This is a genomic window from Janthinobacterium salmonicoloratum (genome assembly GCF_051380845.1).
In the GTDB taxonomy this organism is placed as follows: Bacteria; Pseudomonadota; Gammaproteobacteria; order Burkholderiales; family Burkholderiaceae_D; genus Janthinobacterium; species Janthinobacterium lividum_F.
On sequence record NZ_JBNYXV010000001.1, the window covers coordinates 1,359,978 to 1,384,800 of the forward strand.

At 63.2% G+C, this 24,823-nt stretch carries 21 protein-coding genes and 4 tRNA genes; 8 read left to right on the plus strand and 17 right to left on the minus strand.

Annotated elements, in window-relative coordinates; translation table 11 throughout:
- The 3 genes from tagF to ACQ4WY_RS06350 all read right to left on the minus strand — a co-directional run bounded on the left by tagF (position 1) and on the right by ACQ4WY_RS06350 (position 5,860).
- Complete coding sequence (tagF, locus tag ACQ4WY_RS06340) at positions 1–981, minus strand: type VI secretion system-associated protein TagF (RefSeq protein ID WP_436503265.1); 981 nt, start codon at positions 979–981, stop codon at positions 1–3.
- On the minus strand, positions 978–4,805 hold the full coding sequence (gene tssM / locus ACQ4WY_RS06345; RefSeq protein ID WP_436503266.1) for a type VI secretion system membrane subunit TssM: 3,828 nt from the start codon (positions 4,803–4,805) through the stop codon (positions 978–980). Before tssM ends, tagF begins: the two co-directional genes overlap by 4 nt.
- A gap of 215 nt (positions 4,806–5,020) precedes the next feature.
- Positions 5,021–5,860 (minus strand): M15 family metallopeptidase, encoded by an 840-nt coding sequence (locus ACQ4WY_RS06350; RefSeq protein WP_436503267.1) that lies wholly within the window; start codon positions 5,858–5,860, stop codon positions 5,021–5,023.
- Positions 5,861–5,996: 136 nt separating this feature from the next.
- On the opposite strand from ACQ4WY_RS06350, the gene ACQ4WY_RS06355 reads away from it, so the two are divergent.
- Positions 5,997–6,710, plus strand: a complete 714-nt coding sequence (locus ACQ4WY_RS06355; RefSeq protein WP_436503268.1) for a hypothetical protein — start codon at positions 5,997–5,999, stop codon at positions 6,708–6,710.
- Positions 6,711–6,733: 23 nt separating this feature from the next.
- On the opposite strand, the gene ACQ4WY_RS06360 is transcribed toward ACQ4WY_RS06355, so the two are convergent.
- Both ACQ4WY_RS06360 and ACQ4WY_RS06365 read right to left on the minus strand, forming a co-directional pair.
- On the minus strand, positions 6,734–7,111 hold the full coding sequence (locus tag ACQ4WY_RS06360) for a VOC family protein (protein WP_436503269.1): 378 nt from the start codon (positions 7,109–7,111) through the stop codon (positions 6,734–6,736).
- Positions 7,108–7,899, minus strand: a complete 792-nt coding sequence (locus ACQ4WY_RS06365; RefSeq protein ID WP_436503270.1) for an alpha/beta fold hydrolase — start codon at positions 7,897–7,899, stop codon at positions 7,108–7,110. Before ACQ4WY_RS06365 ends, ACQ4WY_RS06360 begins: the two co-directional genes overlap by 4 nt.
- A 337-nt stretch (positions 7,900–8,236) precedes the next feature.
- Here ACQ4WY_RS06365 and ACQ4WY_RS06370 point away from each other — a divergent pair, with 337 nt between their 5' ends.
- Entirely contained in the window at positions 8,237–8,620 is a 384-nt protein-coding gene (locus tag ACQ4WY_RS06370; protein WP_436503271.1) for a hypothetical protein, read from the plus strand.
- A gap of 152 nt (positions 8,621–8,772) precedes the next feature.
- On the opposite strand, the gene ACQ4WY_RS06375 is transcribed toward ACQ4WY_RS06370, so the two are convergent.
- A tRNA-Asn gene (locus tag ACQ4WY_RS06375) sits at positions 8,773–8,848 on the minus strand.
- Positions 8,849–9,118: 270 nt separating this feature from the next.
- Here ACQ4WY_RS06375 and ACQ4WY_RS06380 point away from each other — a divergent pair.
- A complete protein-coding gene (locus ACQ4WY_RS06380) occupies positions 9,119–9,826 on the plus strand; it encodes a GntR family transcriptional regulator (protein ID WP_436503272.1) in 708 nt (235 codons plus the stop codon).
- Between the two features lie 109 nt (positions 9,827–9,935).
- Here ACQ4WY_RS06380 and ACQ4WY_RS06385 read toward each other — a convergent pair whose 3' ends face one another.
- From ACQ4WY_RS06385 to ACQ4WY_RS06410, 6 genes are all read right to left on the minus strand, one after another.
- Positions 9,936–11,234 carry an NCS2 family permease gene (locus ACQ4WY_RS06385; protein ID WP_436503273.1) on the minus strand — a complete coding sequence of 433 codons (1,299 nt, stop codon included), beginning with the start codon at positions 11,232–11,234 and terminating at the stop codon, positions 9,936–9,938.
- Between the two features lie 81 nt (positions 11,235–11,315).
- Positions 11,316–11,717 carry a GtrA family protein gene (locus ACQ4WY_RS06390; RefSeq protein WP_436503274.1) on the minus strand — a complete coding sequence of 134 codons (402 nt, stop codon included), beginning with the start codon at positions 11,715–11,717 and terminating at the stop codon, positions 11,316–11,318.
- A gap of 140 nt (positions 11,718–11,857) precedes the next feature.
- Complete coding sequence (locus ACQ4WY_RS06395; protein ID WP_436503275.1) at positions 11,858–13,321, minus strand: c-type cytochrome; 1,464 nt, start codon at positions 13,319–13,321, stop codon at positions 11,858–11,860.
- Positions 13,318–14,976 (minus strand): GMC family oxidoreductase, encoded by a 1,659-nt coding sequence (locus tag ACQ4WY_RS06400; RefSeq protein ID WP_436503276.1) that lies wholly within the window; start codon positions 14,974–14,976, stop codon positions 13,318–13,320. Before ACQ4WY_RS06400 ends, ACQ4WY_RS06395 begins: the two co-directional genes overlap by 4 nt.
- A complete protein-coding gene (locus ACQ4WY_RS06405; protein ID WP_436503277.1) occupies positions 14,973–15,632 on the minus strand; it encodes a sugar dehydrogenase complex small subunit in 660 nt (219 codons plus the stop codon). Before ACQ4WY_RS06405 ends, ACQ4WY_RS06400 begins: the two co-directional genes overlap by 4 nt.
- Before the next feature lie 119 nt (positions 15,633–15,751).
- A complete protein-coding gene (locus ACQ4WY_RS06410) occupies positions 15,752–16,780 on the minus strand; it encodes an SAM-dependent methyltransferase (protein WP_436503278.1) in 1,029 nt (342 codons plus the stop codon).
- Between the two features lie 152 nt (positions 16,781–16,932).
- On the opposite strand from ACQ4WY_RS06410, the gene ACQ4WY_RS06415 reads away from it, so the two are divergent.
- The 4 genes from ACQ4WY_RS06415 to ACQ4WY_RS06430 all read left to right on the plus strand — a co-directional run bounded on the left by ACQ4WY_RS06415 (position 16,933) and on the right by ACQ4WY_RS06430 (position 20,296).
- Positions 16,933–17,421, plus strand: a complete 489-nt coding sequence (locus tag ACQ4WY_RS06415; RefSeq protein WP_436503279.1) for a GNAT family N-acetyltransferase — start codon at positions 16,933–16,935, stop codon at positions 17,419–17,421.
- Positions 17,406–18,143, plus strand: coding sequence for an aspartyl/asparaginyl beta-hydroxylase domain-containing protein (locus tag ACQ4WY_RS06420; protein WP_436503280.1), 738 nt, complete (start codon positions 17,406–17,408; stop codon positions 18,141–18,143). Before ACQ4WY_RS06415 ends, ACQ4WY_RS06420 begins: the two co-directional genes overlap by 16 nt.
- Complete coding sequence (locus ACQ4WY_RS06425; RefSeq protein ID WP_436503281.1) at positions 18,140–19,168, plus strand: sulfotransferase; 1,029 nt, start codon at positions 18,140–18,142, stop codon at positions 19,166–19,168. Before ACQ4WY_RS06420 ends, ACQ4WY_RS06425 begins: the two co-directional genes overlap by 4 nt.
- Positions 19,169–19,324: 156 nt before the next feature.
- The gene (locus tag ACQ4WY_RS06430) at positions 19,325–20,296 is read left to right on the plus strand and encodes an alpha/beta fold hydrolase (protein ID WP_436503282.1); all 972 of its coding nucleotides are present in this window, start codon (positions 19,325–19,327) and stop codon (positions 20,294–20,296) included.
- Positions 20,297–20,357: 61 nt separating this feature from the next.
- Here the strand turns inward: ACQ4WY_RS06430 and ACQ4WY_RS06435 are convergent.
- The 5 genes from ACQ4WY_RS06435 to ACQ4WY_RS06455 all read right to left on the minus strand — a co-directional run bounded on the left by ACQ4WY_RS06435 (position 20,358) and on the right by ACQ4WY_RS06455 (position 22,608).
- Positions 20,358–20,433, minus strand: a tRNA-Asn gene (locus tag ACQ4WY_RS06435).
- Between the two features lie 93 nt (positions 20,434–20,526).
- The gene (locus tag ACQ4WY_RS06440) at positions 20,527–20,853 is read right to left on the minus strand and encodes a Dabb family protein (protein ID WP_353660692.1); all 327 of its coding nucleotides are present in this window, start codon (positions 20,851–20,853) and stop codon (positions 20,527–20,529) included.
- A gap of 123 nt (positions 20,854–20,976) precedes the next feature.
- Positions 20,977–21,052: transfer RNA gene (locus ACQ4WY_RS06445), tRNA-Asn, on the minus strand.
- A gap of 134 nt (positions 21,053–21,186) precedes the next feature.
- Positions 21,187–21,262: transfer RNA gene (locus ACQ4WY_RS06450), tRNA-Asn, on the minus strand.
- 131 nt (positions 21,263–21,393) lie between these two features.
- Positions 21,394–22,608 (minus strand): amino acid aminotransferase, encoded by a 1,215-nt coding sequence (locus ACQ4WY_RS06455; protein ID WP_436503283.1) that lies wholly within the window; start codon positions 22,606–22,608, stop codon positions 21,394–21,396.
- Positions 22,609–22,720: 112 nt separating this feature from the next.
- On the opposite strand from ACQ4WY_RS06455, the gene uvrB reads away from it, so the two are divergent.
- Positions 22,721–24,808 carry an excinuclease ABC subunit UvrB gene (gene uvrB / locus ACQ4WY_RS06460; protein WP_436503284.1) on the plus strand — a complete coding sequence of 696 codons (2,088 nt, stop codon included), beginning with the start codon at positions 22,721–22,723 and terminating at the stop codon, positions 24,806–24,808.
- Positions 24,809–24,823: the final 15 nt, after the last annotated feature.

Here is a 24,823-nt window from a genome sequence, read left to right on the forward strand (position 1 = left end):
TCAGGCAAAGGTATCGGCAAACATGGCGCAGGCCGAGCGCAGCGACAGCTGTTCCTGCTGCAGGCAGGCGGAAAACTGGCGCAGCGCCGCGTCGTGTCCCAGCTGCTCGTCAACCCAGTCGAGCTGGTCGAACACGATCAGCCGTTCGCTGCCGGCCTGCGGATCAATCAGCGCGCGCAAGCCATGCGGATCGGCGCCGCAAAAACCGATCACCAGTACGGGCGCCTCGTCGAGCTCGGAAAAAAACAGCGCCAGCTCGAAATCGGCCTGGCGCAGAAAAGGCGCGATCAGGTGCAGCCAGAAGCTGGCCACCAGGTCGCGCAGCTGCGCGTCCTGCGGCAGCGGCAGCACCAGGCTTTTCTCCAGGCGCGGCAAGCCACTCTGGCGCACCGGCTGCAGCAGCAGGCCCAGACCCAGCAGCAATTCGCGCACCGTCACCGGAAACGCGGGCGAGGCCAGCATCGCCTGCAAGCCATGCAGCGTCTGCGCCTGCAAAAAGGCGGCCAGCCGCGCCGCGTGGCCAGGTGCGGCCGGCTCGACTTCGACCACGTTGCCGGCCAGCGCCAGCAGGGCCGGCCCCGGTTCGGCGCTGGCCACGATGCCCTGCGACAGCTGCTCTACCCGCTGCCACAGCGGCGCCAGCGCCAGCGGGCTGCAGGCGACAAAGATGTCGGCGTCGTCGACTTCCAGCGCGCCCATGGCCATGAAGGGAAAGCGCCGCTGCGACAGGTCATTGCTCGCTTCCAGGCGCCCGGCGATGGCGCGCCGGCTGCGCGTGCCGACAAAGGCAAAGCGCAGCGGTGGCAAGGCGTCGTAATTGAGCTTCCAGCGCGGCTCCACCGTGAGGGCATTCATGACCTGCGCCAGCCAGTCGTCGAGCAGCTGCACCAGTGCGTGATTGTCGCAGGCCTTGATGAAGTCGCCGCGCGCGGGGATCTTGCCAAAGTAACCGAGGCGCACCTGCTGCGCCGCGCGCATCATGGCGACACTCCCGCTGCAGCGACAGCAACGGCGGCAATGGCCGACGGGGGTGCTGGCGTTCCAACAATGGTCTCGGGCAGCTGCATGCCGCGAAAGCCCTGCTCCTGCACCGCGGTGGCAGACCCGGCGCCCGTCGTCTCGGCGCTGCTGGTGATTTTCAGGTCGACCGCCACAGCCACCTCGCCGCGCGCCCAGCGCAACTCGAACACGCCGCCATCCTTGCGCTTCTTGGTCGCCGCATCGATCATGCGCTTCAAGCCGAATTGCCCCGGCTCGTTGAACAGTTCCACCGTGCGCCCGTCGAAGGTGACGGCCGTGATGCGCGCGCCCTGGACGCCGGACGCGCCTTGCGGGCCCGGATGGACCATATTCGTCCACTGCGCCGGGGTATTGCGGTAGCGCAGCTGCTGGCCGTCGATCTCCACCGTGTATTCCAGGGTGCCCGGCGCGGGCGACGGCTGGATCTGGAAGACGGTTTGCGCCGCCGTCGAGGTGGCCGCCACGCCGCCCGCGCCCAGTGGCGCGATCCAGCCCGGGAAGCGCGCCACCGCCTGCGGCGACAGGCTGATGCCCATGTCGGCCCAGGTGCGCGGCGCCAGCACGTCACCGCGCCGCACCACCAGGGGGCCCATGGAGGTGGTGACGAATTTCGCCACCAGGCCTTCCGGTCCGAAGAACTGGCCGATCTCCAGGTTGCTCGCCTCGATGCGGGCCGTGGGCGCAAACGGATATTTGTTGGCCAGCGATTTCTGGAACGGTTCATACACCTGCGCCGCCCAGGTCTTGTTGATATCGAGTTCGGCCGGCGCGACGATGACGGCAAAGGTCTGCATCAGCGGGCGCACGAGGATGGGACGAATCGCCTGCTTTTGCGCATCGCTCATCCCCGTCAGCACCTGCTCGTCGACCAGTTTCAGGGCGTCGGCCAGCTCGGAACCGCTGCCCTCCAGGGTCTGCTGCATGAACTGGCGCGCGCCCGGTCCCGCATCGCCCTGGTTCTTCAGCTGGTTCAAACGGCTGCGCAGTTTCGACAGCGCTTCCAGATAGGCGCGCATCAGCGAGGCATTGTTGTCCCTGGCCGCCACCAGCTTGCCCACGCCGGCAAATTCGCGCCCCACGGGTCCCATGGGCTTGTCCAGGCGGGCCGGGTCGAGCTGCGCATTCATGCCCGGATTGGCCGTCAGCTGCGACGGCGCGCGGCGTAGTACGGTTTCCTTGAACCAGGCGACGATGCCACGCTCGGCCTTGCGCAATTGGGCATTGTGCAGCGCCGGGTTGTCCCACGAGGTTTCTTCATAGATGGTCGTCAGCAGTTTGGCAATCGGCGATGCCTGCGGGTCGCCCAGGCGGTTCATCGCCTGCACGGCGCCGTCAAAGCCTTTCAGGTCGGCGACGGCGACGCCCTGCACGAATTTTTGCCACTCGCGCGCGTAGTCGGCCTTGTACATGGCCACCAGGTTTTTCTCGATCTGCTCCGGACTGCCTTCCAGGGTCAGGTCGTCGGTGGAAGCGCTTTTCAGCACCCAGTCGGCACTTTGCAGCTCACGGTTGGCGGCGTCGCGAAACGCGCCCTCGACGAACTTTTCCCAGGCCTGGCGCGTAAAGGCGCCGGAAACGGCATAACTGCCCGCCAGCAGGGCCTGATCCTGTTCGCCGACGATGCGCGCCACCGTCATACCGGGAAAGCGCGTCGAGGCGCGCGCCTTGACGTCGGCATACACGCGCTCGCGCGCCGGCATGCCGCGCACCACGCGGCGCAGGTTTTCGCGTGTCTGGTCGACCAGCGCCAGCTTCTGTTCGATGCGCGGCCAGGATGGATCGCCGATCTGTGCCAGGTAAAACGTCAACAGCCGTTCGGCGCTGCGTATCATCTGTTCGCGCGGCATGGCGCCCCGATTTTCTTCCAGCCAGCCGCGCCAGAAACGCGTCAGCTGGTCGTTCAAATGGCTGCTTTCCGCATGCGTCTTATCGGCCAGCATCAGATAGGTTTTCAGCGCGTTATAGGCATCTTCCACATTCGTCGCGCTGGCCGCCTGGTACTGCACGCTGCGCGGTGCGGCTGGCGCCGTAGTGGACGATGCGGCGGCTGGCGTCTGCGGCGTGCGCGCCGTAGGCTGCAGCTGGTCGGCGCTGGCGTTCATTTCAAACAGCAGGGCTTCCAGCGCGCCCGCCACGGGAGCCAGCATGACCTGGCGCGCGCCGGCAAAATATTCCTCGCGCAGCTTGCGCTCAAGTAATTCACCCTGGTACAGGCCCAGACGCAAGGACCACGGCCTTTTCTCCCGGTACGCTTCCAGTTGCTCGATGCGGTCCTGCAAGATCTCGAGCGCTTCCAGGCGCGACTGCAAATCCAGGCGGCGCTCCTGCAGCTTCACCACTTTATTCAGATCGGCCTCGACATTGGCCACCAGTTGCCGGTTGCCCAGGTAGGACCAGCTCCAGCCGCCCAGGCAGGCGCCCAGCGACACCGTCGCGGCAAAGAACACGGCATACTTGAAGCGCAGCTTGGCGCGGTTGGCATAGTTGGCTACCAGGTGCTTGTCGGCAAAAATGACCTTGCGGAACAGCTCCAGCAGGAAATAGCCATGCTGGCGCGCACCGGACGGTACTGCTGATGGGGCCGGTGCGAAGGCCAGGTCGAAGCGGCGCGCCACCTGCTGCGAGGAGGCACTGACGGGCTCGCCCTCCTGCAGCGCACTGGTGAAATAAAAGCCGCGGAACACGGGCTGGAACTGGAACGGGTTTTCCTCGAACAGGGTGGCGATGAAGGCGCGCAGGGCCGGCTTGATGGCGGCAAATTCCAGCGGAAAGGTAAATACGCTGGCCGCCATCGTCTTGCGCTGCCGGTGCGCCATGTTGGCCAGGCTCAGCTCCGTCAAGCCATCGTGCAATTCATCGAAACTCTGGTCGAAAAAGGTCAGCAGGTCGGCCGTGGGCAGCTTGCGCTGGTACGGCATGGTGGCGCCCCAGACGCGCTCGCGCTCGCTGCGTTCGGCGTCCGCAAAAAACTCCGTGAAGCCGGCGATCAGGTCTGCCTTGGTAAACACGATGTACAGGGGCGCGAACACTTCCAGGCGCTCGATGACGTCCTGCACGCGCTTGCGCAGGCTGCGCGCCAGTTGCATGCCGACATCGGGGTCGCCTTTCAATTCGTCGATGCTGACGGCGACGAGGATGCCGTTGACGGGCGCCTTGCGCCGGTATTTTTTCAGCAGATCGAGAAAGCCGAACCACTCGCCGCGGTGCTCGTCGACGACGGAGTAGCGTCCCGCCGTGTCGAGCACGATGCCGTCCGTGGTGAAAAACCAGTCGCAGTTGCGCGTGCCGCCCACGCCTTGCACGACCTTGCCGTCGGCGAAAGGGAACTGCAGGCCCGAATGCAGGATGGCGCTGCTCTTGCCGGCGGCCGGATTGCCGATGATCATGTACCACGGCAATTCGTACAGGGCGGCGGCGCCCGACTTGAGGCCCAGCTTGGACGTCTTGATGGTCTCGATGGCGGCCAGCATGCCCGTGCGCACGGCGTCGAGTTCGCCCTGCTGGGTGCTGCTGGCCGTCGAGGCCGAGGCCGCTTGCGCGGCGGCGATCTCGGCCTCGTTGAGGATGGCCTGGCCCAGCGCCTGCGCATCGCGCCGTACGCGGCGCCGGCGCCACAGCCACAGGCCCAGCCAGGTGACGAAGGCCAGCAGCAGCAAGGCCAGTGCCCAGATCAGCGCCACTTCCAGTACCTCGGCGCCCAGGTACAGGAACACGGCCAGCGCCACGAAGCCGAAGATGGTCAGATTGCGGCTGTCGGTGAGGAAATGCCAGATTCGTCGCAGCATGATGAGCCCAGGGTGAGGTCGCAAAGCAGGAAGAATGTCGCCGCGCAGCGAGGCGGAGTCGGCCCATGCTGACAGCAACGCGGCGCGCCTTTGTTGACATATGACAAGTACCAGGTGCCAGCGCGGCAGGCGCCGGCGCGCCATTGACGCTGCGCAAGCAAACTTGCCGCTGTGAAAATCTCGCCGGCACGCGGCGCTAGAATGACTGGCGCGGCTTACTTGCCCAGCACGCGCGGTTGCGGCAATTCCGTGTGGCCGAAATCCATCATGGTCCAGCGCCCGCCCCAGCGCAGGCCCACCGATTCGGCCGTCACGCCATATAAACGGTAGCCGCGCATGGCCCAGGCATTTTTTTCAGAAATGATGAGCTTCCCTTCATGCATGAATGCGCAATCGGCTGCCAGGCCATACTGGTGATAGCTTTGAAACGCCCTGGCGTTCGTCACGTTCGGGCCGGCTGCCGCCAGCTGGTCTTGGCGCGCCGGACTGCGGTAGCCTTCCAGCAAGACCATATCGTAGCCATGCACCTCCTTCATGATCTTGAAGACCAGCAGCAGGCGCTGTGCGTAATCGTGGTCGAGCAATTGCCAGTTGCGGCTGGCGCCGCCCAGCAGCGGGCGCAATTGCGTTACTTCCGCCGTGGAAAACAGCAGCGGCGGCAGGCTCAAAGGCGGCACCAGCTGTTCGCCTTTCAGCAAGTCGCTGACCTGGTCATTGATCGCGTGTTGCTGGTCAGCATAGCCGCGCAGGGCGATGCGGTCGCTGGACAGCCAGGCCAGCAGCGGCGGCACGATGACCAGCACGCTACCTGCCAGGCTCAGCCAGCGATGCCGCCACAGCAGCTGCCAGGCGCGCGCCATGCCCGTGCCCGTGTACTGCTGCACGCGTTGCCACTGCGCGCCGCTGCCGCCCTTCAGGTGCTGCGCGCGCCGCTGCATGCGCCAGCCCAGGTTGACGAGCGTGTGCAGCACGATGGCGCGGCCGCCGGGAAACAGCAGCAGCCAGCAGGCAAAACAGGCCAGCAAGAAATACATCAGGACCAGGGCGACGAACATGGGGCGCTCCGTGACGGGGATAGTCGGGGCCGGGCAGCGTGCTCGGCGGTATCGCTAGATCGTAGGCGTCCGTGGCCCGCATGCGCGCGGTTTACATCAAGGTCAGTCGAGTTTGATCCATTGCGGAGGTGATATTTTGTCTTTATTGAAAACCAGGGATGGCAAGGCGCGCGGTCCCAACCTGCTGAGCAAGGCCGGCGCGGTGGGCGTGCCAATCGAAAGCAAGGGCATCCTGTCACAGCTCGAACACGGCGTCGCCGCGCCCGCGGTCATCCCGGCCCTGCGCTGGCGCCCCCGCTGGCGGCACTGGGCCGCTGGCGCGCTGTGCCTGGCGGCGCTGATCACGGCCGTGCTCACTGAGAACATGACCATCGTGCCCCTGCCGGCAGCACCCGCCACGGCCATGACGGCGTCCGTCATGCCAGCGCCAACGGTAGTGCCGCACGCGGTGCAGGCGGCCATTATCGTCAATACGGCGGGACCGCCCTTGCCTGCGGCGTCTGCGGCATCCGCCACGACAGCAAGCGCAGGTGCAAGCGCGCCACACAAGACGCCGCCGCCCGTGCGCCAGGCGCCCCGTTCACAGGGGCCGAGGCCGGCTGCCGCGCCCGGCGATAGCGACGTCACCTTGCTGACGGCGATGGTCGCCCATGCGCACCGGCAAGAAGGCACGGCAGCGCCCGTGCGCGACGTGGTGCTGCGCCAGCGGGAGCAGAAACAGGAACAGGAACAGGAACAGGAAACGGGGGAACTCTTGCAGCGCTGCAAGCAGCTGGGCCTGATCGAGGGCATGCTATGCCGCTCGCGCATCTGTTCAGGCCGCTGGGACAGCGATCCCGCCTGCCATTGAGCGCCGGCGGACCAGGGTGAACCTCAGGCGCGCTCGGACACTTCGATCAGGTTGCGGTCCGGGTCGCGCAGATAAACGGAACGGATGGGCCAATTGGCGCCCGTACGGGCAACAGGTCCTTCCTCGATGGCAATGCCCAGCGCCGCCAGGTGGGCAATGAACACGTCGAGCGGCACGGCGGCGATGAAGCAAAGGTCCAGCGAGCCGGGCGTGGGCAAGGCCGCCTTGGGCAGGAATTCCTTGCCGGCCTCATGCAGATTGATTTTTTGCGCGCCAAACTTGAAGGCATGGCGGCCGGCGCCAAACGTTTCCAGTTGCATGCCCAGCACGCGCGTATAAAAATCGATGCAAGCCGGCTTGTCGCGGGTGGTTAATACCAGGTGATCCAGGTGGTCTATCATGTATTTCTCGGGTGAGTGGCCGCGTCCATGCGGCCTTGCAAAAAGCCTTCCATCAGCGCCAGCAATGCCTGCGGCTGTTCCTGGTGCGGCGTGTGGCCGCACTGCTCGACGATGGCGGGCACGGCGTTGAGCGCCTGCGCCACGATGGTGTCGACCTGGGCTGGGCTGCCGTACTGATCCTCGCTGCCCTGCACCACCAGCGCCGGGCATTCGACGGAGGGCAGCAGATATTCGATATTCCAGAACTGGAATCCATAGCTGAGCCAGGTATCCGACCAAGCCTTGAAGATGGTTTCCGTCTTGTCGCCATGGTATTTCGCCAGCGCGTGCAGCTTGCCAGCGCCAAAGGCCGCGTCCGCCACGCGGATGCCATCGAGCGTGATGCCTTCGACAAACACGTGCGCCGCTTCGGTGATGATGCCGCGCAAGCGCGGCGGCTGCTGCGCCGCATAGATCAGGGCGATGCTGCCGCCATCGGAGTGGCCGACGAGAAAATGGTCCTGTCCCGGCAGCAGCGCCGCGAGCACCTGCGGCAGCTCGCACAGCGCGTAGTCGTGCAAATAATGGAGTTGGCGGCGCACCGCCAGCGGCGACGACAGTCCATAGCCGTGGCGGTCATACAGCAAGCCGCGGCATCCCGTCGCCTGGCATAGCTGCGCGGGGAAATCTTTCCACATCGCACAGCAGCCGAGCACCTCGTGCAGGAATACCAGGCAGGGCTTGGCAGGGTCGCCTTCGATCAATTCGTAATAGATATCGGTTTCGGCACTCAGGTTCAGTATCGGCATGGGCTAGGCTCGCAACGGGTTCCGCATCGACAGGTCGGCTGGGGCCATTGTGCCATTGTCCTGCGCGGCATGCGTGCCGGCCCGTAAAAATAGCGTGCGGGAAAAGATCTTGCGGCCTGCCTGCAAGATGTTTGCGCCAGCACAAGTGAGCACCATTTTTCCGGCCGCCCTGCGCGCTTTTTGCCCGCGCGTTTGCCTAGAATGACTTACTCCAACAGCATGGAGCAGGCGGCTACCTTATCAGCCAGGACGTGACACTGTCAGTCACGGCAACAGATAGGGCGTCTTGCCGCACGACGACAGGCGCGGCGTCCAAACTATCGATCAGGAGTACATCATGGATATGAAAGTAGAACATCGCACCGGTAGCAACCTGGCCCTGGAAGAAACCGATGCACCGATGGAGCAGGAAGGCAAGAGTGCAAAAGGCGCGGCCGCACAGGACTTGAACCTGAGCGCCGCCGCCTTCACCACCTATTACACGTGGACCGCCAATGGCGTGCATCCTTCGGTCAACTTCGCCAATGCCAACGTGAAAGCCAATTCGCGCGTGCTGCTCAACATCAGCGAATATGGCGCGACTCCCCAGGACCGTTTCATCGGCTCAGCCCGCATGGCCGTGTACAACATCGCGCCGTACAACGGCGGCTTCCGGGCCTGGGTGGATATCTCGTGGGGCAGCCCGCTCAAGGTGCGTTTCGACGTGTTTGTCGATCCCTGATCCGGGAAACACTGTGCGTGCCCCCGCCACCAGCGGGCCGGCATCGCGCACGTCGCTAAGACACTGAAGGGATGGCAAGCGTGGATGGGAAACCATGCGCGCATGACAAAAGGGCCACGTGTTGCCACGTGGCCCTTTGCTATTGCTTGTTCTGGCTCCCCGACCTGGACTCGAACCAGGGACCTGCGGATTAACAGTCCGTCGCTCTACCAACTGAGCTATCAGGGAAAGGAGGCCGAATTATATACGTCAAAATTTCTCATGTCCAGTTGTTGCGGCATAGTTGCTGCATGAGCAGCAAAACAGGCCGCCAGGGAAGCCAGCCTCGCCAGCTGGCTGTGCCCGTCTGCGCGGCGCCACGCAAGATAGTAGAATAGCCAGGCCTGGCCGACACGGAAGGCGCACAACGGCATGCCGGCAGCGGGCGTCAACCACGCCTCCGCGCGGACATGCGCTTGCAAGACTCACCTTGCCCCTGGCTTACTGCTCTCGCCCGACATGACAGAAACAAGCGCACCCTTGGTGGACAATCCCGGCAGCGGTGACAGCTCGGCGGAAATTGCCGAGCATATGGCGGCCGCCATCGTGGCGCGCCAATTGCCGCCCGGCACACGGCTGCGCGAAGAGGCGCTGTGCCGGCTGTATGGCGTCAGCCGCACGAAGATTCGCGCCGCCCTGCTGATCCTGTCCAAAGACAAACTCATACGCATGGTGCCCGACAAGGGCGCCTTCGTCAGCCAGCCAACGGAAGCGGAGGCACGCGACATCTTCGCCGCGCGGCGCATCATCGAAGCGGCCCTGGCGCGCGAATTCGTCGCGCGGGCCAAAGCTGCCGATTACAGGATGCTGGAGCGGCACCTGAAAGCGGAACGCCTGGCGCTGGCGCAAGCGACGCCGCTGCGCTCGCAACTGCTGGGCGACTTCCACGTATTGCTGGCCGACATAGCCGGCAACGCCGTGCTGCGCGACATCGTGCGCGAACTGGTGGGCCGCAGCTCGCTCATCACCATGCTGTACCAGTCGGGCCACGCCGCCGCCTGTTCGTACGACGAGCACGGCCGCTTTCTCGACGCGGCGCGCAGCGGCGACGCGGATCTTGCGGCGCGCCTGATGGTGGAGCACCTGACGCACGTGGAAGCGGCCTTGCGCTTCGACGGCAGCGCCGGCGACGCCAAGAAAGACCTGGTGGCCGCGCTGCTGATGTAAGCTGCCCCATCAAAGCTGCGCCATCAAAAAAGGCCGCCTCTGCTGGTGCACGGGCGGCCTTGTCGCACGCGCCGGCAACTGCTTGCCGACGCGTGCCCTACTTTCCCCGCTATTCGCCCAGGTAGATAAACTTGAACAGGAAGATGGCGGCGATGATGTAAGCCACCACGGATACCTGCTTGCCCTTGCCCGTCAACAGTTTCAAGACCGCATAAGTGATGAAGCCGAAGGCCACGCCGCTGGCCACCGAATAGGTAAATGGCATCATCAACGCCGTGATGGCGGCAGGAATGCTTTCCGTGCTGTCATCCCAGTCGATGTAGGTCAGCTCGCGCAGCATCAAACAAGCCACGTACAGCAGCGCGGGCGCCGTCGCGTACGGTGGCACCGTGTGCGCCAGCGGGGCGAAGAACAGGCTGCCCAGGAACAGCAGCGCGACGGCCACGGCCGTCAAGCCCGTGCGTCCGCCCGCTTGCACGCCGGCCGCGCTTTCGACGAAGGCCGTGGTGCTCGACGTACCCAGGCAGGCGCCGGCGGCAATCGCCGTGCTATCGGCCAGCAAGGCCTTGTTCATGCGCTCCATCTTGCCGTCTTTCAACAAGCCGGCACGGTTGGCCACGCCCATCAGGGTGCCCGTCGCATCGAACAGTTCGACCAGGAAAAATACCAGCACCACGTTGACGATGCCGATCGACAGCGCGCCCATGATGTCGAGCTTGAACAGGGTCGGCTCGATGGCGGGCGGCGCCGAGACGATGCCGTTGAACTGGTTGCCGCCAAAGAAGAAGCTGGCAATCGTGATGGTGAGGATGCCGATCAGGATGGCGCCCGGCACTTTCAGGCGGTCCAGCGCGACGATGATGAAGAAACCGAGAATGGCCAGGATGGGCGCCGCCTGGTGCAAGTCGCCCAGGGCGATGATGGTGGCCGGGTTCGATACCACCACGCCGGCGCTTTTCAGGGAAATGATGGCCAGGAACAGGCCGATACCGACGGTAATGGCCGTGCGCAGCGCGGGCGGGATGCTGTTGATGATCATCTCGCGCACCTTGAACAGGCTGACCAGGATGAACAGGCAGCCGGAAATGAAGACGGCGCCCAGCGCCACTTCCCAGCTCATGCCCATGCCCTTGACCACCGTGTACGAGAAATACGCATTCAAGCCCATGCCCGGCGCCAGGGCGATCGGGTAGTTCGCGTACAGGCCCATGATCAAGGTGCCGATGGCGGCCGCCAGGCAGGTGGCAACAAAAACGGAGTCTTTCGGCATGCCCGCGTCACCAAGGATGGACGGGTTGACGAAGATGATGTAGGCCATCGTCAGGAACGTGGTCAGGCCGGCCAGCAGCTCCGTGCGCACATTGGTCCCGTTGTCCTTCAGTTTGAAATAGCGTTCCAGGAACTGCATGATTACCCCCTTGTTTTGGTAAAACCGCGCGCCTGGTCTTGGACTATGCGCATCTTTTTTTTGCAACAACTCTTTACTTGCTTACTTGCCCGGCGCGCCGGCCGGCTTGAAGGCCCACCAGCGGCTGCCCGCGAAATTCCAGACCAGTCCGATTCCCGTCGCCAGCACCTGCGCCAGCCAGTAATACCAGCCCAGCTGGTGCACCAGCAGCCACATCAGGCCCGTATTGATGCACCAGCCTATGCCCAGCAGGGTGAAATACTTGGAAGCCGCGTCGCCGTGTCCCTTGTCGCTTTTAAACGTGAAAAAATAATTGAGGATGTAGTTGACGACGGAACCGAGGATATAGCCGATGCCGGAAGCGGCGGCGGCGCTGATGCCGGCCCATTCCACGCCGCCCCACAGCACGCTGTATTGCACGGCCGTGCCGGAAGCGCCGACAGCGGCGAAACGTAAAAATTGGTGATGCAGGGAATGGGACATTGTCAATTTTCAAATGAGACGAAAGCAATCGCCAGGATAGTGCCAGAATAAAAAATGGCTACGATTGCTCGTAACCATTTTTCAGCCTGCATTTTACTGCAAGTTGCGCCCAACGTTCATATTCTCCGCCGCGTCGGCACTCAAACGTTGCGCTGGCGGCGCCGCCGCAGCCACACCAACAGCGCGATCAGCAGCAAGATTCCCACGATGCCGCCGGGCAGCATGAACGGCTGCAAACGCGCCAGCACGGGCTTCTCGCCGCCGCTGCGCGCCTGCGCCACGTAGGCGGGGGTGACGGACACGTCCGGGTTGCCGTACTGCTTCAGCACGTAGTTGGCAATCGAGGCGATCTGCTCGTCCGTCAATGGCTGCACGTAGGAACGCTGGTCGAAACGGGGCATGAAGGCTTCGTGCTCCTCCCCTTCGATCTTGCGCTCGACGCCAAACAAAATGGCCGAGACCAGATTGGCCGGCGTGTTGCCGCCCGTCGCCGTATTGTTGAACAGGGCCGGATACGCCTGGCCCGTGCTGCCGGCGCCGCTGGCCGAATGGCAGCTGGCGCAGTAGCCGGAAAACAGCACGGCGCCGCTATTCATGGAATGGTGCTCGGTGGAACCGGCCATGCCGCGCAGCGCAGCTTCTTCGCTGGCGGCGCTGCCGTAGCTGAACGCGGCCCTGGTCTGCCCCGGCGCGCGCACGGGCGGCACGGTGCGCAGCCACGCGACGATGGCGGCCACATCGTCATCGCGCAGGAATTGCAGGCTGTTCTGGATGGCTTCGGCCATGCCGCCCGCCGCCTGACCCTTGCCTTCCACGTGGCCCGTCTTCAGGTAGGCAGTGAGTTCCGCATCCGTCCACGCGCCGATACCGCTGACCTTGTCGGACGTGATGTTCGGCGCGTGCCAGGAACCGAGCGACGCGCCCGCCAGGGTCTGGCTGCCGATTTCCGCCATCAGCACATTGCGCGGCGTGTGGCAGGCGCTGCAGTGCGCCAGGCCTTCGGCCAGGTAGGCACCGCGGTTGATCTGCGCGCTCTTTGCCGGGTCCGGCACGAAGCGTTTATTGTCGAGGAACAAGGTGTTCCAGCCCAGCATCGACAGGCGCACATTGAACGGGAATGGCAGGGCCGTCTGGCGCGCCGGCTCATCGACGGGCTTAACGGCCTGCATGAAGTAGTAATACAGGTCGCCCACGTCCGCATCCGTCAGCTGCGAATAGCTGGTGTAGGGCATGGCCGGGTACAGATGGCTGCCATCGGCGCGCACGCCCTCGCGCAGCGCGCGCGCAAAGTCGGCTTCCGTGTAGTGGCCGATGCCGCCTTTTTTCGATGGCGTGATATTCGTCGCGTAAATCGTGCCCAGCGGCGAATCGATGGCATAACCGCCCGCATACGGCTTGCCGCCCGCTGCCGTATGGCACGCCATGCAGTCGGCCGCGATGGCCAGGTAGCGGCCCCGCTCCAGGCGCGCATCGGGGCTGGCGGCTGCAGGCGCGGCCGGGCGGTCCGGCGTCAGGGTGACGGGCGGCGCCGAGGCGGGCACGGCTGCCGTGGCGATACCGGACAGCAACGCCATGCCGATAGCGAGGGACAGGCGGCGCATCATGCTGCCTCCCTTGCCAAGGTACGGGCGATGTCGTCGGCCGCGCGCAAGCCGAGCGCGGCCATGCTGAGGGTGGTGTTGACGACGCTGGCCGACGGCATGGCGCCGCCGCCCGGCAGCCACAAATTGACGTGATCGTGGGCGCGGCAATTGCCGTCGACGACGGAGTCGGCACGGTTACTGCCCATGATGACGCCGCCCATGATGTGGTTATTCGCGTTCAGGCTGCTGGTGATGTTGAACTCCACGGCACCGAACAGCTTGCCGATGTGCTCGAGCTGCGCATGCGCGGCCTTCGCGCCATTGCGCACGTAATCGCCCACGTCGTAATAAATGTCGGGACAGGCCAGGCCAAGCGGGTCCTTGCGCGTCTTGCTCAAAGTCAGGCGGTTATGCGCCTCGGGCAAGGGTTCCAGGCTGATCGACAAGTCCACGCCGAACGCGGCGCGGCGGCGGATCTCGTCGTCGAGATCCTTGCCCACCAGGCCCAGTTTCAACGACTGCTGGGTAGCGGGTCCCACCCTGGTGATATTGTTCAAGATCATCTTGTTGGCCGAATACTGCGACCGGAAAGCGCCGTCGCGCGGGCCCACCAGGCAGCTGCTCTGCGCCGGGCCACGGCCCGTCCAGATCGGCTCATTGGCGAGGAAGGTACAGTGGAAGCCCGAGTGGTCCATCATGTTGCGGCCCACCTGGTCGGAACTGTTGGCGATGCCGTTCGGATTGTTCTGGTTCGCCGCCAGCAGCAGCAAACGGGGCGTCTCGATGCCATTGCAGGCAATCACGAAGGCCTTGCCCGTCGCCATGTGTGACTGTTTTTTCGCGTCATACCAGTGCACGGCTGTCACGCGGTTATTGTGGTCCGTGTCGATGCGGTAGACGACGGCCTCGGCCAGCACGCCAGCGCCCTTCAGCTCGGCCCGTTCCACATGGTGGATGCCGTTGTACATGGCGCCGATGGGGCAGATCGGCTGGCAGTTATTGTTGCCGCAGCACGTGGGACGGCCCTGCCATGGGCGCGTCGAGCGGCCTTGCGGGATCGGTACGGAACGGTAGCCGTGCAGGTTGACCACTTCGGCGAAGCGCTTGTCGCCATACCCCCAGGGCACCATGTCCATCGGGTAAGGCGCGCTGCGCTCGCTGGGTGATTGCAAGGCGGGATCATTGGGGCCGGCCACGCCCATTTCCTGCTCGGCGCGGCAATAGTACGGTTCCAGCTCATCATAGGAAATGGCCCAGTCGCGCCCTACCCCGTAATCGCTTTTCATGCGCATGTCGGACGGCAAATGGCGCCAGCACGACGCGGCCCAATGCCAGGTCGTGCCGCCCACCGTGCGCAGATAGCCCTGCTGGAAACTGCTGCCGCTGGGGCCGGACAATTCCACGTAGTTATTCTTCGGGAAATACAGCGGTGCGGGTGCGTTGTCCGCTTGCGGATACAGGCCCTGGAAGTCGGAACCGACACGGTTTTCAAACGGCATGTTGCGCCAGTTTTCCACGGCTTGCCCCCGCTCGATGCGCAGGCCCGCTTCCAGCATGATCACGGAATGGCCTTGCGCAGCCAGTTGGTCGGCCATCATGGCGCCGACAACACCGGACCCGACAATGATGACATCGGCGACGATGTCGCCATTACTCTTGAATTGGGGTGATTTCATTTTGCTTGCTTGCCTTTCGGTTCGGGAGTGCCGGTGGTGGCCGGGGCCGGTACGGGTTTTGGCGCCACGGGCGCGGCGACGCCCACGGCCGGTGGCGCCTTCAGCCACCACAGGGGGCCGTAATTGCAATACGTGGGCACGACCTGGCCATCGGCCACCGTGCGGTACATCAAGGCTTCTGCATACGCGACGACGATGGATTTCGTGCCCTGCGCCGCGTTGCCGGCGACAGTGCCCGTATACCAGGCGGCAACGATGGCCAGCGCCAGCTCGCGCAAGCCGGCGTCCGCGGCGCTGGCGGCCGCCAGCAGCGCCTTCGCTTCCTGCCCCGTGACGAGCAGCGCGCCCAGCCGTGGCAACTGGTCGGCGAAGCCGGGTACGTTGGTGCGCATGGCTTGCTCGATGCGCGCCGCCGTCGCGGCGGACAGATCGCGGTGGCCGGTGATCGTTTGCGACAAGGTGTAGAACAGCATCGTGGCGGGCGCCAGGCCGGTCGCCGGAGCGCTGGCCGGCGCCTGCATGGCGGCGGACAGGGGATTGCTCCAGAAACCGGCCTGCGCCAGCAAGGCGCCCAGGCCGATCAGGGCGTGGCGGCGGCTGATGCGGGGAAGGGATGAAACGGATGTTGCAGATGGTTCGCTGCCTGGATGGTTCATGAGACTCCCGCAAGACTTGTTGTTTTATTGACTTCGATGATTGCGCTACATTGCATTTGCGCATAAATGGAACCGGTTCCATATTATCCTACAGAAGTAAATTGTATGCCAATGTAGTATTAATAGTGAGAATCTGTCTTGTGCGATTCCTGTATGGATTCAGGCGTTTTGCGCAGGCAAAACGCCAGTCCCGGCTGGCCGCCCAGGCGGTAATGGAAATCGAGTACGCTGCCGCCTGCCAGGGTCGGCTTGCCCGGCAAAGGCAGCGGGAGATTCAGGCTGCATTCATGGTCGCCCAGGACGATGTCACCATACACGCGGATGCGCGTCAGCAATCGCGGTGCCTGCTCCAGCACCTCGGGCAAGCGGATGCTGGCGGCCGGCAGGCTGTCGCCCTGCCCATTCGATCCTTGCTTCCAGGCGCGCAAGGCGTCCGCATCGAGCGTAAACACGCGGCCCCAGTCCGTGCACGGCTCATCCGGTGCGCGCCGGTCCAGGCCCAGGTGCACGGTGACGGCCGCCGGCAGCAGCGCCGCCGCAGGCGCTTGCGCGTGCAAGTTGCGCAGGATGGCCACCTGCGGCTCCTTGCCCAGCGCCGTATTCATGGTTTCGCTGACGATCACGTGCGGCATGGCGCCGGCAGGAATGCGGTAGGAGGCCGCATCGGCGCAAATGTACTCGCCGACGTGGCTGTCCAGGTCCAAGGCTGTGATCAGTTCGCGCGCATAGGCCAGGGTCTCCGCGTGCACGTCGAGGATGGCAAACTGCACCAGGTCTGCATCCAGCACGGCCATCACCGGCAAGGCCAGCAAGGCGAACGGGCCGCAGCCCGCGTACAGCACGCGCACGGGTCGCCCACCGCTCACGTCCAGGCGCTCGCGCACGGCCAGCGCCAGCCCTTGGATGAAGGCGGCGCTGCGGTACGGCTCGCGCGCGCACAGTCCCGCCTGCACGGGCGAGATGGCCCAGCCGCTGGGCAGGAAGCTTTCGCCATCGCGCAAGCCGTCCTGCCGTTCCATGGACAGGCGCGAGTGGCGTTCGACGAGCCGGCGCAGCTGCACCGCTTCACCGACCAGGCTGGCCAAGGAACGCTGCGGATCGCACAGCGCGGCAGCAATGGCGGCCAGTTCCGCGCGTGCCGGATTCATGCGCAGCTCCACTGGCAAGGCGAGATAAAGACAGAATGCATGGCGGCTTCCTTGAAATGATTGCAAGTACGCGGAAAAATTGGCAGCATAGCAAATAAATAAACGCCCGCTGATTTGCCTCGATCGCAACCACCTACCGGAGCACCGCACCGATGCACGACTTGCCGCTATCCGCCCCCTACCAGTTGCGCCTCCAGCGCGACGATGACGATGGCTTTGCCGCCGCGCTGTACAGCTCCACGCGCGACGACCTGCGCCAGATGCCGGCCGACCCCGCCGTCGTCGAGCAGCTGATCGCCATGCAGCGCCGCATGCAAAGCCACGGCTATCGCCAGGCGTATCCGCACGCGATGTACCTGGTGCTGCAGCATGGCGACACTCCCATCGGCCGCCTGATCCTGGACCGCCAGGACGAAGTGCTGCACCTGGTCGACATCGCCATCCTGCCCGCCGCGCAAGGCCAGGGCGCCGGCAGCGCCGTGCTGCGCGGCCTGCAGGCGCAAGCAGTCGCGCAGCAATGGCAGATCCACCTTGCGGTCAACAAAAGCAACGCCGCCCCGCGCGCACTGTACCAGCGGCTGGGCTTTCGCCTGCGCGGGGAAAACGAGATACAGGAGCAACTGGCATGGAGCGCGCCATAGTGTCGGCGCCGAATCCGCCCAGCACCTGGCTGCAGCTGCCGCTGCGCTTTGATGTGGCACGCATGCAGCGCGACAGCGACCAGTTTGCCGCCGGCGAGTGGATCAGCCACTTCAATACGGGCGCCTACGACCATGGCTGGAGCTGCGTGCCGCTGCGCTCGGCCGGCGGCCAGGCCGGCCACATCATGCCCGTCGACGGCGCCGTCTATGCCGGCACGCCGCAACTGGCGCGCTGTCCCGGCCTGCGCGAGGTGCTCGCCAGCTTCGCATGCGACATCCGCGCCGCGCGCCTGATGGCGCTGGCGCCGGGCGCCATGATCCGCGCGCACCGCGATGCCGGCACGTCGCTGGCCGATGGCTTGATCCGCATCCACATCCCCATCCACACCTCGCCGCAGGTACTCTTTACCATCGATGGCGAGACTGTCCACTTCACGGCCGGCCACGCCTGGTACATGGACGCCAGTTGCCTGCACGCGGTGCACAACCGGGGCACGACGCCGCGCATCCACCTTGTGCTCGACTGCGTCACCAATGACTGGCTCGAAGCGCTGTTCGCCTCGGCCGGCTTCGTGCCGAAAGCAGCCAATAAATATGGCGACCCAAGCATCAACGATGGCAATGTGCGGGCCGTCATCGCCCAGCTACGGCTGTCGCCCTCGCATGCCAGCTTGGCGCTGGCAAAGGAATTGGCCGCCTTGGCCGACGGGAGCGCGCCGTGAGCGCCGCGCCGGGCTTGGCCCAGCAAGAACGCTTGCTGGCCAGGGGCGAGACGGTGGCATGGCATGAGGGCATGGACTTGCGCGGCTGGTATCCGCTGTACGTGGAGCGCGGCGCGGCGCTGGCGGACGCCGCCATGTGCTGGCGCGACCTGGGGCAAGCGGCTTTCAGCGACGCCTTCTTTGTCAATACGCTGGCGCGCCAGCCGCATGAGGAACGCCGCGTCTGCCGCACGCCGCTGGCGGCGCTGGCGACGCTCGGCGACTGCGTGGCGCCCGACGCCTTCATCTTCCACGTCTCGCGCTGCGGCTCAACCCTGCTGAGCCAGCTGTTGGCATCCTTGCCGCAGTGCATAATCATGTCCGAACCGCCCGTCGTCGACTCGCTGCTGCGCCTCCATCACGACAGCGGCGACCGGGCCGCCAGCGTCGCCCTGCTGCGCCAGGCCATCCTGGCACTGGGCCAGCGCCGCTCGGGTGAAGAGACGCACTTCCTCATCAAGTTCGACTGCTGGCACATCCACAGCCTCGATTTGCTGCGGCAAGCGTTTCCTGGCACGCCCTGCCTGTTCGTCTACCGCGAACCGCTGGCCGTGCTGGCCTCGCACCAGCGCCAGCGCGGCCCGCAAATGGTGCCCGGCATGCTGCATCCGGCACAGCTGCCGCTGCCCGCGCACCAGCTGGCGCCCGGCGATATCGATGGCTATACGGGCCTCGTGCTGGCCAGCCTGTTCAATGCCGCCCTGCCCCATGCGGCAGCCGGCCAGTTGCAGTTAATTAACTACAAGCAATTGCCAGGCATGCTCTTCAGCGATTTATTGGACCGCCTCGGCATCGCCCCCACAGCCACGCAATTGCAAGCGATGCGCGCGCGCGGCGGCGTGCATGCGAAATACGGCACGGTCTACCACGGCGATCCGCCAGTGCCCGCAACGGACAGCCTGTCGGCCATCGCCACGCAGTTGCAGCCCGGCTATCTGGCGCTGGAAGCGCTGCGGCTGCATGCAGAGCAAGGCCACTTTCTTTGAAACCAAACGCTGACAAGGAGGCATATCGACGTACCTGCTGGAGACCATGCGATAGATAGCTGTTCAATTAGCTGTTCAATTAGCTGTTCAACTGCGGCGTGCAATGCACGCCCCTTGCAAGCAAGCTGAAACTGACCCCATACCATGATAAAAAAAATGACATTGGCAGTATTCTTTACAGCCCTGTTTCCCTTCTACGGATGCAAGGCGCAATCCACGGCGGAAGCGAAACCCGTTTCCACCGAAGTCACCACCACCCTGACACCCGTCATTGGCGGCATACAGCAGGTGGTGGAAATCAAGACGGACGACGCGAACAAGCCCGTCCTGCTGTTCCTGTCCGGCGGACCGGGAAGCTCGATGATCAAGGGGGCCGATACCTTTACGACTATCCTGAAAAACAGATTTACGATTGTGCAATGGGACCAGCGGGACGCCGGCAAGACATTGAAACTCAATCCTTCGCCCACGCAGCCGTCCGTCGGGCAGATGGAGCAGGATACGTATCAAGTCATCCAATTCCTGCGCAAAGAGTTAAAGCAGGAAAAAATATACTTGCTGGGCAGTTCCTGGGGCAACGTCCTGGGCTTTGATATCGTCAAGCATCACCCGGAGCTGCTGCATGCCTATTTCGCTTCCAATCCTGTCGTGAGCCAGCTGGAAAGCGAGAAAGAATTGCTGCAAGCCTTGAAAGTGCACTTCAAGGACAATGCCGTCGCCAGCGAGGAACTGAACGGCGTCAGTTTCCCGTTTTCCAGTGACGAAAGCATGTTTTATTTAAGGAAATGGCTTTTTTACAAGGATGGCAAGGCATTTGCAACGAGCGAGGGGTTCAAGACGGGCTTTCTGCAATGGTCAAAGACCTGGTCGCCAGTCTGGAATGAAGTCATGAACATTGATCTGCCCAAGACCTTGAAGAGCGTTGACTGCCCCGTGTATTTCTTCGTCGGCAAAAACGACATCCAGACCTCGACCAGGATCACGCAAGCGTATTTCGACACCTTGAAGGCGCCAAAGAAGGGACTGTTTTTCTTTGAGCATTCCGGGCATCAGATACACCAGGATGAACCGGTGAAATTTCAAGAGGCCATCATCAAGACGCTGGAGATGGTTCAACCGAGCAAGTGAGAGCGCCTGTAACGCAAAAAGCCCAACCGATAAAGGCTGGGCTTTTTGCTACTACATGTTCTGGCTCCCCGACCTGGACTCGAACCAGGGACCTGCGGATTAACAGTCCGTCGCTCTACCAACTGAGCTATCAGGGAAAAGAGGCCGCATTCTATAGGGGAAATTTTGCCATGTCCAGATTTCCCCTAGAAAAATGTATATTTTCCCGACGTCACCCTGCCTGACAGCGGTCAGCCGGGATGCTCTTGCGGATAATAGTCAAAGACCAGCACCCGACCCAGCCATGGTTTGAGCTGCTCGACAAAGGCCAGGTGCGCCGCATGGGCCAGATACACGTCGCGTGCGCCGACGTCATCGAAGGTCAGGGTAAAGCAATCGGTAAAGCCGTCATCGAGGCCTTCCGGGCTGACGTTCGGCCCCCATTCAAATTGCCGCACACCGGGAATGCGGTGTTTCAGCTGGGAAAACTCATAGACGAGCTCGGCGTGCTTGGCAGACGTAATGCCATCGAGGAAGTCGCACAGGACGATATGGCGCAAGGCGGAAGTACAAGTCATGGGAAGGTGCTCCTGAAGTGATGCATTCAGGATAGCGCAAAACGCGATCACGCACCGGCCGGCCCTGCCGGTTGCGGCGGAAAACAAAAAAGGCCATGTTTTTCAACATGGCCTTCCGAATTCTGGCTCCCCGACCTGGACTCGAACCAGGGACCTGCGGATTAACAGTCCGTCGCTCTACCAACTGAGCTATCAGGGAAAAGAGGCCGTATTATATAGGGCAAATTTTCAATTGTCTAGATTTCCATAGGGAAAATCTTATCTTGCTCCTGCACCAATACAGCCGGCAAGAAACAAAAAAGGCCACGTTTTTCAACGTGGCCTTTTGAATTCTGGCTCCCCGACCTGGACTCGAACCAGGGACCTGCGGATTAACAGTCCGTCGCTCTACCAACTGAGCTATCAGGGAAAAGAGGCAATATTATATGTCACTTGTTCCATATTTGCAAGACGCATACTGCACCTCGACAAACACGGCCATCGCCGACTTTCTACCGCCATCAGCGCCGCACTTGCATGCAGCGCCGAAGAAGCAAGATCTTAAAGCACTTTGGCGATCGCGTCAATAACGATGTCGATATTGCGCGAATTCAATGCTGCCACGCAGATACGACCCGTGTCGACGGCGTAGATCGACTGCTCGCGCAGCGATGCCACTTGTTCCTTGCTCAGGCCCGAGTACGAGAACATGCCGATTTGCTGGCGCACGAATTCGAAGTCGTGGGCTGGCGCCTTGGCTTTCAGTTTTTCCACGAAGGCATTGCGCATTTCGCGGATGCGCACGCGCATGCCGGCCAGTTCCTCTTCCCACAGCTGGCGCAGTTCCGGCGTGGCCAGGACGGTGGCGACCACCTTGCCGCCGTGTGTAGGCGGATTCGAGTAGTTGGTGCGCACGACGCGCTTCAATTGCGACAGCAAACGGGCCGCTTCATCGGCGCTGGCCGCGACGACACTCAGGGCGCCCACGCGCTCGCCGTACAGCGAGAACGATTTCGAGAACGAGTTCGACACCAGCAGCGGGCCGCCCGCGTCCGCAAAGCGGCGCACCACGGCGCCATCTTCGGCGATGCCGTTGGCGAAACCTTGATAGGCCATGTCCAGGAACGGCACCAGGCCGCGCGAGGTGACGACAGCGATGATCTGGTCCCACTGGGCTACGCTCAGGTCGGCGCCGGTCGGGTTGTGGCAGCAGGCGTGCAGCACGACGATGGAGCCGGCTGGCATGGCGTTCAGGCTGGCCAGCATGCCGTCGAAGTTCACGCCATGGGTGGCGGCATCGTAGTAGGTGTAGTTATTCACGACGAAACCGGCGTTCTCGAACAGCGCCCGGTGGTTTTCCCAGCTTGGGTCGCTGATGTAGACTTGGGCGCCCGGCGCGAAGCGCTGCAGGAAGTCGGCACCGATCTTCAGTGCGCCCGTGCCGCCGATGGCTTGCACGGTCACGGCGCGGCGCTCTTGAATTACGGCGCTATCGGCGCCAAATACGAGTTCTTGCACCGCCTTGTCGTAGGCAGCCAGGCCTTCGATCGGCAGATAGGTGCGTGGGGCGGCCTGTTCGATCAGGATGGCTTCCGCCTTGCGTACGCAAGCTAACAGAGGCACTTTACCGTTGTCGTCATAATAGACGCCAACGCCCAGATTGATTTTGGCGGGATTCTGGTCCGCGTTAAATGCTTCGGTGATGCCCAGGATCGGGTCGCGTGGGGCCATCTCGATGGCGCTAAACAGACTGGCAGAAACAGTTGGGTTCGTCATGATAAGATTGGATTCGATTGGAAGCAGGTTCACAGCGGAGTTGTAGACAGCGCCCCAAAATACAACGCCAGGGCCGCCAGCAGAGCACTATTCTAACAAAGGTCTGATTCACATGCCCGAATTATCTACCGCCAGCGAGGCGGAAAGCGCAATTATCTCTTTCCCGGACTCCCCCTTCAAGCTGCACCAGCCCTTCCCTCCGGCCGGCGATCAGCCGGCGGCGATCGCCCAGTTATCCGAGGGGATTGCCGACGGACTGGCCTTCCAGACCCTGCTGGGCGTGACCGGTTCGGGCAAGACCTACACCATGGCCAACGTCATCGCGCGCATGGGCCGGCCCGCCATCGTCTTCGCGCCAAACAAGACCCTGGCGGCGCAGCTGTACAGCGAATTTCGCGACTTCTTCCCGCAGAACGCGGTCGAATACTTCGTCAGCTACTACGATTACTACCAGCCCGAAGCCTACGTGCCGCAGCGCGACCTGTTCATCGAAAAGGACTCGTCGATCAACGAGCACATCGAGCAGATGCGTTTGTCGTGCACCAAGTCGCTGATGGAACGGCGCGACGTCATCATCGTCGCCACCGTCTCGGCCATCTACGGTATCGGTAATCCCAACGAATACCACCAGATGATTTTAACGTTGCGCGTAAAAGACAGGGTCGCGCAGCGCGACGTCATTGCGCGCCTGATCCAGATGCAGTACACGCGCAACGAGGTCGATTTCGGCCGCGGCACCTTCCGCGTGCGCGGCGACACCATCGACATCTTCCCCGCCGAGCATGCGGAGCTGGCCGTGCGCCTGGAAATGTTCGACGACGAGATCGAATCGATCCAGCTGTTCGATCCGCTCACGGGCAGAGTGCGCCAGAAAATCCCCCGCTTCACCGTGTACCCGGGCTCGCACTATGTGACGCCCCGCTCCACCGTGCTGCGCGCCGTCGAGACCATCAAGGACGAGTTGCGCGAGCGCCTCGAGTTCTTCCGCAAGGAAAACAAGCTGATCGAGGAACAGCGGCTCGAGCAGCGCACGCGCTTCGACCTGGAAATGATGGCGGAAATCGGTTTTACCAAGGGCATCGAGAACTACTCGCGCCACCTGTCCGGCGCGCTGCCGGGCGAACCGCCACCGACCCTGGTCGATTACCTGCCGCCCGACGCCCTGATGTTCCTCGACGAGTCGCACGTGCTGACGGGCCAGTTGAGCGCCATGTACAACGGCGACCGCTCGCGCAAGACCAACCTGGTCGACTATGGCTTCCGCCTGCCGTCGGCACTCGACAACCGGCCCTTGAAATTCGAGGAATTCGAACAGAAGATGCGCCAGACCGTGTTCGTCTCGGCCACGCCGGCCGAATACGAAAAGACACATTCCGACCAGGTGGTCGAACAAGTCGTGCGCCCGACAGGCCTGGTTGACCCGCAAATCATCGTGCGCCCCGCCAGCAGCCAGGTGGACGACCTGATGTCGGAAATCGTCGAGCGCATCAAGAAGGACGAGCGCGTGCTGGTGACCACCCTCACCAAGCGCATGTCGGAACAATTGACGGAATATCTGGGCGACCATGGCATCAAGGTACGCTACCTGCACAGCGATATCGAAACGGTGGAGCGCGTGGAAATCCTGCGCGACCTGCGGCTGGGCACCTTCGACGTGCTGGTGGGGATCAACCTGCTGCGCGAGGGCCTGGACTTGCCGGAAGTGTCGCTGGTCGCCATCCTCGACGCGGACAAGGAAGGCTTCTTGCGCTCAGAGCGCAGCCTGATCCAGACCATCGGCCGCGCCGCGCGTAACCTGAACGGTACGGCGATTTTGTACGGCGACCGCATCACGGACTCCATGCGCCGCGCCATCGACGAGACGGAACGCCGCCGCGCCAAGCAGATCGCCTTTAACACGGCCAACAACATCATCCCGATCGGCGTGAAAAAATCGATCCGCGAAATGATCGATGGCGTCTACAGCCCGCAGGAAGCACGCGAAACCCTGCAAGTGGCACAGGAAGCTGCCAAGTTCGAAGCCATGAGCGAGAAACAGGTCAGCAAGGAAATCAAGCGACTGGAAAAACTGATGGTCGACCACGCCAAGAACCTGGAGTTCGAAAAGGCGGCGCAGGTGCGCGACCAGCTGCACGTCCTCAAGCAGCAGCTGTTCGGCGCGCCCGGCACCGACAACGTGGCGTCGATACTGGGCAAATAGACTACTATCCGTTCC